Raw genomic sequence first — 13,874 nt, 5'->3', positions numbered from 1 at the left:
ACCGGGGCCGACCCTGGGTGGAAATTGGCGAGTCTACCATGGCAGAGATTCTCGTCGTCGAAGACGATCCGATGGTGCTGGCGATGCTGCGCGATTCGCTCGAAAGCGCCGGCCATGCGGTGCGCGAAGCGTCCAGCGGCTCGGCCGCTCTGGCGATGCTGCAGGAGAAGCTGTCGGATCTGGTGGTGACGGATATCTACATGCCGGACGGCGACGGGCTGGAATTGATCACCCGGATGCGCTGCTTCACGCAGACGCCGGTGATCGCCATGTCCGGCGGCAACAGTTTCGATACCGATCTGCGGATGCTGCCGGTCGCCAGCGTGCTCGGCGCCTGCCGCATCCTGGAAAAGCCGTTCACGCACGAAACCCTCATCGCCGCGGTGGCCCAGGCGCTGCAAACGCCGGAGGTATGAGCGCTCCGCCGCTTCGGCTTCGGTCCTTTACTTCCCGATATCGGCAAGCAGGCGGAAGACGACGACGTCGAGGATGACGACGTAAAGCATCATCGCCGCCAGGATGATGAAGCGATGGATGTTGCCGCTCAGGCGCGGCTTGTAGCGCAGCGCATGGCGCGCGAAGTTCGACAGATCGCCGACCAGATAGGCCATCATCGCCTGCTCGCGGCCCTGCCAGATCTGCAGCATGGCAAGCACCGCCACGCTCACGGCGCCGACGATAACCAGGAAGACGGCGACGAAGCGCGCGACATCGGCGGCAAATGGCAGCGCGGCGCCCAGCGCGACCAGGGCCAGCGCCAGCAGGGTGAAATATTCCACCACCCGCCATTGCTGCCGCTTCGCGAACAGCACATTGCGGGCCGCCTCGTCATACAGCAGGCGGTACTCGGCATGGGTCAGCTCGTCCAGCTCGCTGGAGACGAGCTGTTCCGGCTCCTCGGCATCCGCGCCGCCGGCCTGGGCCGGCCTGGGCGCCAGCGGGCGGGGCGGGATGCCGGCCTGTGCGAAGCCGGGCGGTTTCCTGGGCGGCGTAACCATGGCGGAACCTTTCCCCTCTGACTTTATTCCTTTTAAATATACCTTAAATGTTCTCGAAGTCAAGCGGCTTCTGTTGCGGCTGCCGCTGCCCGATAGCGTGACCCCGACAGCCGGAAATCCCGTCGGTTCCCAACTGGCTCCAACTGGCTTGCACCGGCCTGTCCTGCGCGCCGTTTGCCGGTCCGGCGCCCGGCAGAAACTGCCGCCCGGCAAGCCTGGCCGGGGCATCGGCGCTGCCCGGGTCGGAATAAGTGGCAGTAATTTCAGCAGGTTGTGCCGAGATTGGGAGGTGGCCCGGGCTTTGCTTCCTCAGGTGGCGAGACATGAGGGAGTATCATGCAGGTCGGCCCGCTTACCAATACCAATGCAGTTCCGGCAGCCGCCGCGCCGGCAGACGATGCCGATGGCCGCGCCGAGCAGTTCGCCCGCGCCCTGCAGACGGCGTTTTACGGCAGCGGCTCGATCGGCGAGCCTTCGGCCGCGTCCGCCTATGGCTCCTCCCGCCGCGACGACGGCCTCGGCCGCAGCGCCAGTTCATCCGCCGCGCCGCGCCGCGACGACCGCCCCGCGAATGACCGCCCAGTAAACGATCGCCCAGTAAACGATCGTCCTGCGGATGACCGCCCGGCGCGTCCACGCAGCGACAGCGACGATGTGCGGCGCCCCGCGGAGCAGCCCACCCAGACGATCAGGGCCGATAAAGCCGCCGACAAGCCGAAGGACGACGATGCCGCAGCACCGGCTTCCGCCGCAGGGCAGTCCAAATCCGGCAAAGCCCAGGGCAAGGGGCAGGCGGCAGGCAAGACCGCCAAGGACGGCCAGTCCAAGGACGAGGCCGATGCCGCGTCGGACGGCAAGTCGGATGACAAGGAGAAAAGCTCCGCCGTGGCGCAGGCGCCCGATGCGGCGCTGATCCTGGCGCTGTTGCAGCAGGCCGATCCGGCGGCTGCGGCAGCCCAGGCTGCCGATCAGGGCCAGGCCGCCGTGGCGACGCCCGGCCTGCCGGCCCAGCAGGCGATCGATGCCGCCGCCCAGCAGGCCGCCGCCACTGCTGGCAAGGCGCTGCCGCTGGCCGCCGAGGCCGCGAAGGCTGCCGCAGCGAATGCCGCTGCCGGCGCGGCGGCCGTGACGCCGGCGGGCGATGCCGCCGGCAAGGCCAAGGCCGCTGCCGCCACGGCGACCAGCGCGGCGGCGCTGCTGGCGCAGCAGCAGGCCGCCAAGCCGCAGGATGTCCGGCAGGCCATCGCCGCCGCCCAGGCTCAGGTCCAGGCCCAGGCTGCGGCGCAGACCGGCGATGGAAAAGCGCAAGCCAAGGCCGGCACCGACAAGGCGGCGGATGCGAAGGCGGATGGCGCCACCGAGATCGCCAAGGGAGAGATCGCCAAGGGCATCACCGTCACGGTGACCGCAGCCGTGCCGTCCGCAACGCCGAAAAGCCTCGTCGCGCCCGGCAGCCAGATCGCCAGCCAGGCGGCGCAGGCGCAGGAGCAATCGCCGCTCGCCCAGGCTCAGGCACAGGCTCAAGCCCAGGCACAGGCCCAGATCCAGGATCAGGCGCAGGATCAGCTCAAGGCGCAGCAGCAGCTTCCCTCCGGCGCGGGCGCCGAGGGCAAGTTCGCCGCGGCGCTGCAGGCGCATCACGCCGCCGATGCCGGCGCCCTGGCGTCCAATGCGACGTCGGCCAATGCGCAATCGCCCAGCCCGGCGCATCTGATGCAGGCTTCGCCGCTCGCCAATCCGGGCACGCCGGCCCCGCAGGCGGCCCAGGCTGCCGCAACCCAGGCGGCGCCGCGCAATCTGGCGGCTTACCTGCCGGCCGGCGAGCAGGTCGCCGTGCAGATCAAGAAAGGCGCTGCCGAGGGGCTGGACAAGATTTCGATCAAGCTCGATCCCGGCCATCTCGGCAAGGTCGAGGTGAAGATGGAAGTCGGCCATGACGGCCATCTGACCGCGGTGATCGCCGCCGACAAGCCGGAAACCCTGCAGATGCTGCAGCGCGATGCGCAGCATCTGGAGCAGTCGCTGCGCGATGCCGGCCTGAAGACCAATTCGGACTCGCTGAACTTTTCGCTGCGCGATCAGAGCCAGGCCGGCGACGGCCGCGACAATTCCGGCGCCGGTGGCGGCCGCCGCGGCCGCGGCCAGACCGATTACGCCGATCTGGGCGGGCTGAACGATGCCGCCGCCCATTCCGCCGCCCGCGCGCAAAGCCTCGCCGCCAGCCGCGGCGGCCTCGATATCCGCATCTAAGGAACGTCCTGAAGGAGACAGATCATGGTCGGTTCCGTCGGCTCCAGCACTGCAAGCTCCAGCGCCACCTCGGCCTCCTCGGCGGCGAGCGCCACGCTGGCAAGCAACTTCGATACCTTCCTGACGCTGTTGACGACACAGCTGAAGAACCAGGATCCGACCTCGCCGCTGGATACCAAGGACTTCACCAACCAGCTGGTCGCCTTCAGCCAAGTCGAGCAGTCGATCAACACCAACAAGAACCTGGAGAAGCTGATCTCCATGGTCACGGCGCAGACGGCAAGCAACAACCTCAACTTCGTCGGCAAGCTGGTCGATGTCGACAACGATACGGTCAAGCGTGCCGCCTCCGACTCCTACGCCTACTGGTCCTACGACCTGCCGACCGGCGCCACCAACGTGAAATACACGATCACCGATTCGACGGGCAGGGTGGTGCGCACGGTGACCTCGTCGGCCAAGGACGTCACCAGCGGCCGCGTGCAGGTCGCCTGGGACGGCCTCGATTCCAGCGGCAATGCGATGCCGGCCGGCAACTACAAGCTGGCGGTCACCGCCACCGATGCGCAGGGCAAGCCGCTCGACGGCGTGAAGGTCTATTCGCGCGGCTATGTCGAGAGCCTGGATACCATCGACGGCACCCAATACCTGATGGTCGGCGGCCAGAAGATCACCCCGGACAAGGTGGTGTCGGTCTTGGCCACCAGCGACGGCAGCGGCAGCGGAGGCGACGGCAGCAGCGATGCCTGAGCGGGCGCCGTAGGGAAGCATTAACCATCGCATTTAGGGCTTTGTTAAAAGGCGGATATCTAGCATGCAGCAGGTCATTTCTTACTCACCCCGAGCGCGAATGTTGCCGCAAAACCCGCAAACGAGTGTCGTTGGTCCGGAAGGTCAGCGGATCACTCTGGCCTCGTTGCCGCCCGCCAATACCAAGCGCTGGGTGATCCGGCGCAAGGCCGAGGTGGTGGCGGCGGTGCGCGGCGGGCTCTTGACGCTCGAGGATGCCTGCAAGCGCTATGCGCTCACGGTCGAGGAATTCCTTTCCTGGCAGCGCGCCATCGACCAGCATGGCCTGCTCGGCCTGCGCACCACGCGGCTGCAGGATTACCGGCCCGGCACGTTGCGCGGCCCGAGCGCCAGGCCGTCCGGCGGCACGCCGTCGAATACGCCCTAACGCGCTGAATCGGCACGATTCGTTTACGGCAACATCCCGGTAGGCAAAATTTGCCGGGGTGTTAACCTCTTCTTCATTCCGGCTCCCTACCTTGGCTAACCGAGGCAGGGGGTGCCTGCCAGGACGTCTGCCCGGGGTCATGGGGTGAAGCCGTGAACGGAATTATGAATATGCTGCGGAACATCGGTCCCGCCCGCATGGCGATGCTGGCGGCGACGGCGGCTGTTCTGGTCGGGTTTTTTATCTTTCTCGGCATGAAAGTGACGCAGCCCAAGATGGTGCTGCTCTACGGCAACCTCGATTTGCAGGATTCGGGCGAGATCGTCGCCCGCCTCGAGCAGCAGAAGATCCCCTATCAGATCGCCAATAACGGCGCCGAGATCCTGGTGCCGGAAGACCGCATGCTGCGCACCCGCATGCAGCTGGCCGAGACCGGGCTGCCCTCCGGCGGCAGCATGGGCTACGAGATATTCGACAAGGCGAATGCGTTGTCGGCCACCAATTTCATGCAGAACATGAATCACCTGCGCGCGCTGGAAGGCGAACTGGCGCGCACGATCCGCTCGCTCGATCAGGTGCAGTCCGCGCGCGTGCATCTTGTGCTGCCGCAACGCGAGGTGTTCAGCCGCGAACACCGTGAGGCCTCGGCCTCGATCGTGATCAAGACCAAGGGCGGCCGGCTGGACCAGCCGCAGGTGCGCGCGATCCAGAACCTGGTCGCCGCCGCGGTGCCCGATCTGAAGCCGACCCATATCGCCATCGTCGATGACCGCGGCAATCTCCTGGCGGCGACGCAGGAGGCGGCCGATCCGGCGACGGCGGCGGCCAACCGACTGGCCGATATGCGCCGCCAGACCGAGGAACGGCTGCGCAAGAATATCGAGACGCTGCTCGAACGCTCGGTCGGCATCGGCAATGTGCGCGCCGAGGTCGCCGTCGAAATGGATTTCGACCGCGTCACCACCAATCAGGAACTTTACAATCCCGATCAGCAGGTGGTGCGTTCGACCCAGACGATCACCGAGGAAAACCAGAACCAGGAAGGCCAGCAGAACGTCACGGTGGCCAACAACCTGCCGGAAGCGCAGGGTCAGAACGGCAGCCAGGCGAGTTCGAAATCGACCCGCACGGAAGAGCTGACCAATTACGAGATTTCCAAGACCGTCCGTACCCAGGTGCGCGAGGCCGGCGTGATCAAGCGCGTCTCGGCGGCGGTGCTGGTCAACCAGGTCGTGCTGGTCGATGCCCAGGGCAAGCGCGCCTACCAGCCGCGTTCGGCCGAGGAGATGCAGCAGCTCAACGAGCTGGTGCGCACCGCGATCGGTTTCGACGAACAGCGCGGCGACACCGTGAGCGTCACCTCCATGCGCTTCGCCGAGCCGGGCGACATTCCGGAGGAAGTCGATCCGGCCAGCCTGCCGGTCTTCCTCGGCCTGACCAAGGCCGACCTGTTCCGCATCGGCGAGATCGCCAGCTATGTCCTGCTCGGCCTGCTGGCGATGCTGCTGGTGGTGCGTCCGCTGATCCGCCGCATCCTCGAGGCCTCGCGTGAGAGCGAGGACATTCCGCCCGGCATGCTGACCCCGGCGGCGCCCGGCCTGCCGATGGTGGTGGGCGGCGCGCCGATCGCCGAATTGCCGGCCGCGCCCGAGGCAGGATTGGCGCCGCCGACGCCGGGCATCGAATCGATGATCGACATCGCCCGCATCGAGGGCCAGGTGAAGGCGTCGTCGCTGAAGAAGATCGGCGAGATCGTCGACAAGCATCCCGAGGAAGCGGTTTCGATCATCCGTAACTGGCTCTACCAGGCAGCGTAAGCGGTCGCGGATCAGGAGTAACGCATCATGGCCGAAAAGGATTTCCGCCAGCTCAAGGGCCCCGACAAGGCAGCCATCCTGATGCTTGCCCTGGGCGAGGAGCATTCGTCCAAGATCTGGCCGCTGCTGGATGACGAGGAAATCAAGGAAATCTCCCAGAACATGGCCAATCTCGGCGCGGTCAATTCCGAGATCGTCGAAAAGCTGTTCCTGGAATTCGTCAACAACTTCTCCTCCACCGGCTCGCTGACCGGCACGTTCGACAGCACGGAGCGCCTGCTGTTGAAGGCGCTGCCCAGCGAACGCGTCAACCAGATCATGGAGGAAATCCGCGGTCCCGCCGGCCGCACCATGTGGGACAAGCTCGCCAACGTGAACGAGAACGTGCTGGCGAACTATCTGAAGAACGAATATCCGCAGACCGTCGCGGTCGTGCTGTCCAAGATCCGTCCGGAACATGCGGCCCGCGTGCTGGCCGCCCTGCCGGAAGAGTTCTCGATGGAAGTCGTCATGCGCATGCTGCGCATGGAGGCGGTGCAGAAGGAAGTGCTCGACAAGGTCGAGCAGACGCTGCGTACGGAATTCATGTCGAACCTCGCCCGCACCAACCGGCGCGACGCGCACGAGATGATGGCGGAAATCTTCAACAGCCTCGACCGCAACACCGAGGCGCGCTTCCTGGCCGCCCTCGAAGAGCGCAGCCGCGATGCCGCCGAGCGCATCAAGGCGCTGATGTTCACTTTCGAGGACCTGATCAAGCTCGACCCCTCGGGCGTGCAGACCCTGCTCAAGAATGTCGAGAAGGAAAAGCTCGGCCTTGCGCTCAAGGGCGCATCCGAGACGTTGCGCGACCTGTTCTTCTCCAACATGTCGGAACGCGCCTCCAAGCTGCTGCGCGAGGAAATGGAATCGATGGGTCCGGTGCGGCTCAAGGATGTCGACGAGGCCCAGATGACCATGGTGAACACCGCCAAGGAGCTTGCCGCCAAGGGCGAGATCATGCTGGCCGACAACAAGGGCGAAGACGAACTGATCTACTGATGTTCAAGGACGCGGCGTAAACGGCGATGGCAAGCAAGGCCAAATTTCTGTTCGACATACCCTTCGACGGCAGCAAGCCGAAGGTCGAACGCTCCTATGCGCCGAAGCCGCCGCCGCCGAAATTCTCCGGCGAGGAGCTCGAGGCGGCGAAGGCGGCCGCCCGGGCCGAAGGCGAGGCCGCCGGCCGCGCCGCCGCCTATGGCGAGCATCAGCAGGCGCTCGAGCAGGGTTTGCGGACCATCGCCATGCAGCTTGCCGATATCGCCGCCGCCGATGAGCGCGCCCGGCTCGCGGCGCGGACCGAGGCGGTCGCCTTGGCGAGCGCGATCGCCCGCAAGCTGGCCGGCCGGCTGATGGAGCGCCAGCCGCAGGCCGAGATCGAGGCCCTGGTGCTGCGCTGCATGGACGACATGCGCGACGAGCCGCGGCTGGTGATCCGTGCGGCGGAGCCGATCGTGCAACTGCTCGATCAGCAGCTCGAGAAGCTGGTCGCGCAATCGGGTTTCGGCGGCAAGGTGGTGCTGGTGCCGGACGACAGCATGGCGCCGACCGATTGCCGCATCGACTGGGCCGACGGCTCGGCCGAACGGCGCCAGGCGACGCTGGAGCAGGAGGTCGATCAGGCGATCGAACGCTACGTTTCCGGCTTGCAGGCGCAGCTTGCGGAACCGCAGGAGTGATCTGCCCGCGGCCGGTCAGGCTGCGGTGAAGGAGTGATGGGTATGGCGGACGGCAACGACGATCTCGAATTGAAGGACCTGGGCCAGGGCCAGGACATGATGGATGAAGAAGATCCCAATGCGGCCCGCACGGCGGCGGACCTGCAGGCGGTCTTCGATATTCCGGTTCATGTCTCGGCGGTGCTGGGCAAGGCGAACATGCAGGTCAGCCAGTTGTTGAAGCTCGGCCGCGGCGCCGTGGTCGAGCTGGACCGCAAGGTCGGCGAGGCGATCGACATCTACGTCAACAACCGGCTGGTGGCGCGCGGCGAGGTGGTGGTGGTGGAAGACCGCTTGGGCGTGACCATGACGGAAATCATCAAGGGCGGCCGCGGCGGCTGAACAAGCGGCGCGGCGGGCGGTGCGGATTAAGAGGGGATTGGGTTAGGTCATGCGGCTGATGATCATCGGGACGCTCAACGGGCAGATTGGTGCGGCAACCCGCATCGCGCTGCAGCGCGGCGCCAAGGTGGCGCAGGTCGAGGATATCGAGCAGGCGATGCATGCGCTGCGGTCCGGCCGCGGCGCCGATCTGGCCATGATCGATGTCAGTCTCGATGTCAAGCATCTGGTCGAGAGCCTGAAGGCAGAGCGGATCAGCCTCCCGGTGGTCGCCTGCGGCATCGGCAACGATGCGCGCGCCGCGGTGGCGGCGATCCGCGCCGGCGCGAAGGAATATCTGCCGCTGCCGCCGGAGGCCGATCTGATCGCGGCGGTGCTGGAAGCGGTGGCGGAAGAAAGCCATCAGATGCTGTTCCGCGATCCGGCCATGGCCCAGGTGGTCAAGCTGGCCGAGCAGATCGCGCCCAGCTCGGCCTCGGTGCTGATCACCGGCGAAAGCGGCACCGGCAAGGAAGTGATGGCGCATTTCATCCATCTGAAATCGCCGCGCGCCGAGCGTCCCTTCGTCTCGGTCAACTGCGCCGCCATTCCCGACACGCTGCTGGAATCGGAACTCTTCGGCCATGAGAAAGGCGCCTTCACCGGCGCCGTGGCGCGCCGCCTGGGCAAGTTCGAGGAAGCCAATGGCGGCACGCTGCTGCTGGACGAAATCAGCGAGATGGACGTGCGCCTGCAGGCCAAGCTGCTGCGGGCGATCCAGGAGCGCGAGATCGACCGCATCGGCGGCTCCAAGCCGGTCAAGGTCGATATCCGCGTCATCGCCACCTCGAACCGCAATCTGCTCGAGGAAGTCGCAAAGGGCAATTTCCGCGAAGACCTGCTGTTCCGCCTCAACGTCGTCAATCTGAAGCTGCCGCCGCTGCGCACGCGGCCGGCCGATATCGAGCTGCTGGCGACGCATTTCGTGAAGAAGTATGCCGAGGCAAACGGCGTGCCCGAGCGCCCGTTGTCGCCGGCCTCGCTGGAGGCGCTGAAGCAGGCACCCTGGCGCGGCAATGTGCGCGAGCTGGAAAACACCATGCATCGCGCCGTGCTGCTGGCGATGGGGCCGCAGATCGAGCTGGCCGACATCCGCCTGCCCGACGGCACGGCCCTGGCCGATGCCATCGGCCGCGGCGCCGTTGCCGAGCCGGCCGCCGGGGCGGTGCCCGCCGCGTCGCTGGTCGGCCGTACCGTCGCCGATGTCGAACGGGATCTGATCATCGATACGCTGAAGCATTGCCTGGGCAACCGTACGCATGCGGCGAACATCCTGGGGATTTCGATCCGCACCTTGCGCAACAAGCTGAAGCAGTATTCCGACGAAGGCGTTGCCGTTCCTGCGGCAAACGAGGGGTCGCGGGCGACGGCCTGAGCAGCCGCCGCTTCGCAGGGGTAAGGAGAAGAGGGGATGGCAGAGAACGCACCGGCGGAGGCGCCGGCTGGCGCTGCGGCGGGCGGGGCCGGAGCAGGCGATCTGTTCGCGCGCCTGCGCGGGATCGGCCAGCACGGCGACATCATGCTCGCCGCCGGCATCATGGCCATCCTGTCGGTGCTCATCCTGCCGATGCCGACCTGGCTGCTCGATATCGCCCTGGCGGTCTCGGTCACCTCGGCAGTGCTGGTGATGATGACCTGCCTGTTCATTCAGCGGCCGCTCGAATTCAGCTCGTTTCCCACCGTTCTGCTGATCACCACGATGCTGCGGCTGGCGCTCAACCTGGCCTCGACCCGTCTGATCCTCGGCCATGGCCATGAAGGCACCGACGCCGCCGGCCACATCATCGAGGCGTTCGGCCAGTTCATCATGAGCGGCAACCTGGTGATCGGCATCATCGTCTTCGCGATCCTGGTGATCGTGAACTTCGTCGTCATCACCAAGGGTTCCGGCCGCATCGCCGAGGTGTCGGCCCGCTTCACCCTGGACGCCATGCCGGGCAAGCAGATGGCGATCGACGCCGACATGTCGTCGGGCCTGATCGACGAAGCGACTGCCCGGACGCGCCGCAAGGAGCTGGAAGACGAATCGAGCTTCTTCGGTTCGATGGACGGTGCCTCGAAATTCGTCCGCGGCGATGCCGTCGCCGGCCTGCTGATCACCTTCATCAACCTGATCGGCGGCATCCTGATCGGCGTGATCCAGAACGGCCTCAGCTTTGCCCAGGCGGTCAACACCTATTCGATCCTCACCGTCGGCGACGGTCTGGTCTCGCAGATTCCGGCGCTGATCATTTCGGTCGCCGCCGGTATCATGGTCTCGAAGGGCGGCGTCACCGGCTCGACCGACAAGGCGCTGTCCTCGCAGCTTTCCTCGGTCAAGGGCCTGGGCATGGCCGGCGTGCTCGCCGCATGCTTCGCGCTGATCCCGGGCATGCCGTTCCTGCCGTTCATGCTGCTCGGCCTGGTCTCGGGCGGGCTTGCCTACGCTGCCTGGCAGCAGGAGAAGAAGGCGCGCCTTGCCGCCTTCGTGCCGCCGCCCGAGCCGCCGCCGCCGATGAACCCGCTGGACGAGCCGGTCACCAATGCGCTCGCCATCGACGATCTGCGGCTCGAACTCGGCTTCAGCCTGCTGCCGCTGATCAACGATGCGCGCGGCTATCGCCTGACCGACCAGATCAAGGCGCTGCGCCGGCAGATCGCCATCGACATGGGCTTCATCATGCCGAGCGTGCGCATCCTGGATAACATGCAGCTGCCCGGCACGACCTACGTGATCCGCGTCAAGGAGGTCGAGGCCGCCCGCGGCGAGGTCAAGCCGAACATGCTGCTGGTGATGGACCCGCGCGGCGAGCGCATTGCGCTGCAGGGCCAGGACACCATCGAGCCGACCTTCGGCCTGCCGGCCATGTGGGTCGACGAAGCCATGCGCGACGAGGCGATGTTCCGCGGCTACACGGTGGTCGATCCCGGCACCGTGATCACCACCCACCTGACCGAGGTGGTGAAGGACAACATGGCGGACCTGCTCAGCTTTGCCGAGACGCAGAAGCTGATCGAGGAACTGAAGAAGAGCAACGAGAAGCTGGTCAGCGAGGTGATTCCGGGCCGCATCAACGTCAACGGCGTGCAGCGCGTGCTGCAGAACCTGCTGTCCGAGCGCATCTCGATCCGCGATCTGGCGACCATCCTGGAGGCGGTCGCCGAGGCCACCGGCTATACGCAGAGCATCACCCAGATTACCGAGCATGTGCGCTCGCGGCTGGCGCGGCAGATCTCGAATGCCAATGTCAGCCCGGACGGCTTCATCCCGCTGGTGACGCTGTCGCCACAATGGGAGCAGAATTTCGCCGAGGCGCTGATCGGCCAGGGCGAGGATCGCCAGCTCTCCATGCAGCCCAGCAAGCTGCAGGACTTCATCGCGCAGGTGCGCCAGACCTTCGAGCGGCTGGCCAGCGAGGGCCATGTTCCCGTGCTGCTGACCAGCCCGACGATCAGGCCCTATGTGCGCTCCATCATAGAGCGGTTCCGGCCGGCCACTGTAGTGATGTCGCAGCAGGAGATTCATCCGAAGGCGCGGCTGCGCACGCTGGCGCAGATCTGAGGACGGGATAGACGGGGATGCGACTCAAGACTTTCCAGGCGGCGACGATGAGCGAGGCGATGGACCTCGTGCGCGCCGCCTTGGGCGAGGACGCAATCATCGTATCGACCAATACGCGCCGCCACGGCGGCGGGGTCGAGATCACCGCCGCGGTCGAGCAGCGCATCGACGAGGATTTCGCCACCGAGCAGGCGCAGGCCCTGCGCTTTGGCCAGGGCAACGGCCGGCTGTTCGTTCCCGACGAGGATTTTTCCGATGCCGCCGCACCGGCGTCCGATCTGCGCGAATTGTTCGCCGCCGTGCTTGCCTGGCATGGCGTGCCCGGCCGCACCGCCGACCGCCTGACGGAGGCGGCCTTGCAGGTCGGCCTGGACGATCCGGTCGGCGCCCTGGCCGAAGCGCTGGACGAAAGCTACCGCTTCCCCGGCCTGAGCGGCGACAACCGGCCGCTGATCCTGATCGGCCCGCCGGGCAGCGGCAAGACCATCGCCGTCGCCAAGATCGCGGCCCGCTGCGTCCGGGAACGCCGGCCGGTTTACGTGATCTCCTGCGATGCCAGCCGCGCCGCGGCCGGCGAGCAGCTTGCCGCGCTCTGCCGCGTGATGGACGCACCGTTCCTCGACGTCTCCGGCGAGCAGGAACTGGCTGCCGCGGTCGACGCGGTCCCGGCCGCAGCGAAACTGGTGGTCGATACCGCCGGCATCAATCTGCATGCCGCCGCCGAACGGCGCGCGCTGAAGACCCTGATCCAGGCGAGCGGCGCCGAGCCGGTGGCGGTCTTTGCCGCCGGCACCGATGCCATGGAGGCCGGCGAACTGGCCGCCCAGGCCGCCGCGCTGGGCGCCCGCTGCTTCATCGCCACCCGCCTCGACGCCGCCCGGCGGCTCGGTGCGCTCATTGCCGCCGCCGATCTGGGCGGCCTGGCCTTCGCCGATGCCGGTGCCAGCCCCTTCGTGGGCAAGGGCTTCGAGCGGCTCGATGCGCTCGGCCTGGCACATCGCCTGCTGGCCGATCCCGATGCGCTCGCCGCGGAAATGTCCGCCGCCGCCGGCGAAGCAACGACTCGTCAACCTTATGCCGCTAAACCTGCTTCACTCAGGGCTGCTGAATGACTGTGACAACCATGACGCCTGTGCCGCCTTCCCCCGCACGTCCGGTCCACCATCCGGCCGCGCCGCTGCGTCAATCCAACATCGTCGCCGTTGCCTCGGGCAAGGGCGGCGTGGGCAAGACCTGGCTGTCGGTGACCCTGGCGCATTGCTTCGCCCGTCAGGGGCAGCGCGTGCTGCTGTTCGACGGCGATATCGGCCTGGCCAATGTCGATATCCAGCTCGGTCTGATGCCGGATCGCGATCTCGGCAGCGTCATCGCCGGCCGCTTCGGCCTGGCCGATGCGATCATGCCGTCCGAAGCCGGCTTCGACATCATCGCCGGCAAGTCCGGTTCGGCTTCGCTGGCGACGCTCGAGCCGGCGGCGCTCAGCGGCCTGCGCGACGAGCTCGTCCTGCTGGCGAAAAGCTACGACCGGGTGATCATCGATCTCGGCGCCGGCGTCGATGCGGTGGTGCGCACCTTCTCGGCCGCAGCCGGCGTCACGCTGGTGGTGACCAATGACGAGCCGACCGCGCTGACCGATGCCTATGCCTATATCAAGCTGACCCGCATGGCCGACCGCAATGCCGATGTGCGCGTCGTCATCAACATTGCGCCGACCGCCCGCGAGGGCGAGCGCACCTATGCCAAGCTGAACAAGGCGGCGGAGAATTTCCTGAAATATTCGCCGCCGCTGGCCGGCGTGATCCGGCGCGACGACAAGGTGCGCGACGCGATCCGCAACCAGGTGCCGCTTCTGACCCGCCATCCGATGTGCGAGGCGGCGGAAGATGTCGAGGCTTTGGCCGGCAGCCTGATGCGCGCGCCACAGGCGGCGCAGCTCTGATCGCGAGCTGC

Annotated in this window: 13 protein-coding genes; 12 read left to right on the top strand and 1 reads right to left on the bottom strand. The window is 66.7% G+C overall.

Annotated elements, in window-relative coordinates:
- Nucleotides 1-38 precede the first annotated feature (38 nt).
- The gene (locus VF194_RS13505; protein WP_330891701.1) at nucleotides 39-416 is read left to right on the top strand and encodes a response regulator; all 378 of its coding nucleotides are present in this window, start codon (nucleotides 39-41) and stop codon (nucleotides 414-416) included.
- 27 nt (nucleotides 417-443) lie between these two features.
- Here VF194_RS13505 and VF194_RS13500 read toward each other — a convergent pair whose 3' ends face one another.
- Nucleotides 444-998, bottom strand: coding sequence for a hypothetical protein (locus tag VF194_RS13500; RefSeq protein ID WP_330891700.1), 555 nt, complete (start codon nucleotides 996-998; stop codon nucleotides 444-446).
- Between the two features lie 336 nt (nucleotides 999-1,334).
- Between VF194_RS13500 and VF194_RS13495 the strand changes: the two genes are divergently transcribed.
- The 11 genes from VF194_RS13495 to VF194_RS13445 all read left to right on the top strand — a co-directional run bounded on the left by VF194_RS13495 (nucleotide 1,335) and on the right by VF194_RS13445 (nucleotide 13,863).
- Complete coding sequence (locus tag VF194_RS13495; RefSeq protein ID WP_330891699.1) at nucleotides 1,335-3,248, top strand: flagellar hook-length control protein FliK; 1,914 nt, start codon at nucleotides 1,335-1,337, stop codon at nucleotides 3,246-3,248.
- A 24-nt stretch (nucleotides 3,249-3,272) separates the two neighbouring features.
- Nucleotides 3,273-3,998 carry a flagellar hook assembly protein FlgD gene (locus VF194_RS13490; RefSeq protein ID WP_330891698.1) on the top strand — a complete coding sequence of 242 codons (726 nt, stop codon included), beginning with the start codon at nucleotides 3,273-3,275 and terminating at the stop codon, nucleotides 3,996-3,998.
- A gap of 100 nt (nucleotides 3,999-4,098) precedes the next feature.
- Nucleotides 4,099-4,425: a DUF1153 domain-containing protein gene (locus VF194_RS13485; RefSeq protein WP_330891697.1), complete on the top strand. Its 327-nt coding sequence runs from the start codon at nucleotides 4,099-4,101 to the stop codon at nucleotides 4,423-4,425.
- Nucleotides 4,426-4,595: 170 nt separating this feature from the next.
- Entirely contained in the window at nucleotides 4,596-6,242 is a 1,647-nt protein-coding gene (gene fliF / locus VF194_RS13480) for a flagellar basal-body MS-ring/collar protein FliF (protein WP_330891696.1), read from the top strand.
- A 27-nt stretch (nucleotides 6,243-6,269) separates the two neighbouring features.
- Nucleotides 6,270-7,283 carry a flagellar motor switch protein FliG gene (gene fliG, locus VF194_RS13475; protein WP_330891695.1) on the top strand — a complete coding sequence of 338 codons (1,014 nt, stop codon included), beginning with the start codon at nucleotides 6,270-6,272 and terminating at the stop codon, nucleotides 7,281-7,283.
- A 26-nt stretch (nucleotides 7,284-7,309) separates the two neighbouring features.
- Nucleotides 7,310-7,963, top strand: coding sequence for a FliH/SctL family protein (locus VF194_RS13470; protein ID WP_330891694.1), 654 nt, complete (start codon nucleotides 7,310-7,312; stop codon nucleotides 7,961-7,963).
- A 42-nt stretch (nucleotides 7,964-8,005) separates the two neighbouring features.
- Entirely contained in the window at nucleotides 8,006-8,344 is a 339-nt protein-coding gene (gene fliN / locus VF194_RS13465) for a flagellar motor switch protein FliN (protein ID WP_330891693.1), read from the top strand.
- 49 nt (nucleotides 8,345-8,393) lie between these two features.
- On the top strand, nucleotides 8,394-9,758 hold the full coding sequence (locus VF194_RS13460) for a sigma-54 dependent transcriptional regulator (RefSeq protein WP_330891692.1): 1,365 nt from the start codon (nucleotides 8,394-8,396) through the stop codon (nucleotides 9,756-9,758).
- 36 nt (nucleotides 9,759-9,794) lie between these two features.
- Nucleotides 9,795-11,924, top strand: a complete 2,130-nt coding sequence (gene flhA, locus VF194_RS13455) for a flagellar biosynthesis protein FlhA (RefSeq protein ID WP_330891691.1) — start codon at nucleotides 9,795-9,797, stop codon at nucleotides 11,922-11,924.
- Between the two features lie 17 nt (nucleotides 11,925-11,941).
- Nucleotides 11,942-13,036, top strand: a complete 1,095-nt coding sequence (locus VF194_RS13450; protein WP_330891690.1) for a hypothetical protein — start codon at nucleotides 11,942-11,944, stop codon at nucleotides 13,034-13,036.
- The gene (locus VF194_RS13445) at nucleotides 13,033-13,863 is read left to right on the top strand and encodes a MinD/ParA family protein (protein WP_330891689.1); all 831 of its coding nucleotides are present in this window, start codon (nucleotides 13,033-13,035) and stop codon (nucleotides 13,861-13,863) included. The genes VF194_RS13450 and VF194_RS13445 overlap by 4 nt, the downstream gene beginning before the upstream one ends.
- The last annotated feature ends 11 nt before the right edge of the window (nucleotides 13,864-13,874 follow it).

Origin of the sequence: Ferrovibrio sp. (genome assembly GCF_036381655.1) — a bacterium.
Taxonomy (GTDB): Bacteria; Pseudomonadota; Alphaproteobacteria; order Ferrovibrionales; family Ferrovibrionaceae; genus Ferrovibrio.
The sequence above is the reverse complement of the archived record's forward strand: the minus strand, read 5'-3'. Positions and strand labels throughout refer to the sequence as shown.

Bases quoted from the DNA above. Each gene is read 5' to 3' on its own strand.
- VF194_RS13505 (WP_330891701.1), top strand. From the start codon at position 39: ATGGCAGAGATTCTCGTCGTCGAAGACGATCCGATGGTGCTGGCGATG.
- VF194_RS13500 (WP_330891700.1), bottom strand. From the start codon at position 998: ATGGTTACGCCGCCCAGGAAACCGCCCGGCTTCGCACAGGCCGGCATC.
- VF194_RS13495 (WP_330891699.1), top strand. From the start codon at position 1,335: ATGCAGGTCGGCCCGCTTACCAATACCAATGCAGTTCCGGCAGCCGCC.
- VF194_RS13490 (WP_330891698.1), top strand. From the start codon at position 3,273: ATGGTCGGTTCCGTCGGCTCCAGCACTGCAAGCTCCAGCGCCACCTCG.
- VF194_RS13485 (WP_330891697.1), top strand. From the start codon at position 4,099: ATGTTGCCGCAAAACCCGCAAACGAGTGTCGTTGGTCCGGAAGGTCAG.
- fliF (WP_330891696.1), top strand. From the start codon at position 4,596: ATGCTGCGGAACATCGGTCCCGCCCGCATGGCGATGCTGGCGGCGACG.
- fliG (WP_330891695.1), top strand. From the start codon at position 6,270: ATGGCCGAAAAGGATTTCCGCCAGCTCAAGGGCCCCGACAAGGCAGCC.
- VF194_RS13470 (WP_330891694.1), top strand. From the start codon at position 7,310: ATGGCAAGCAAGGCCAAATTTCTGTTCGACATACCCTTCGACGGCAGC.
- fliN (WP_330891693.1), top strand. From the start codon at position 8,006: ATGGCGGACGGCAACGACGATCTCGAATTGAAGGACCTGGGCCAGGGC.
- VF194_RS13460 (WP_330891692.1), top strand. From the start codon at position 8,394: ATGCGGCTGATGATCATCGGGACGCTCAACGGGCAGATTGGTGCGGCA.
- flhA (WP_330891691.1), top strand. From the start codon at position 9,795: ATGGCAGAGAACGCACCGGCGGAGGCGCCGGCTGGCGCTGCGGCGGGC.
- VF194_RS13450 (WP_330891690.1), top strand. From the start codon at position 11,942: ATGCGACTCAAGACTTTCCAGGCGGCGACGATGAGCGAGGCGATGGAC.
- VF194_RS13445 (WP_330891689.1), top strand. From the start codon at position 13,033: ATGACTGTGACAACCATGACGCCTGTGCCGCCTTCCCCCGCACGTCCG.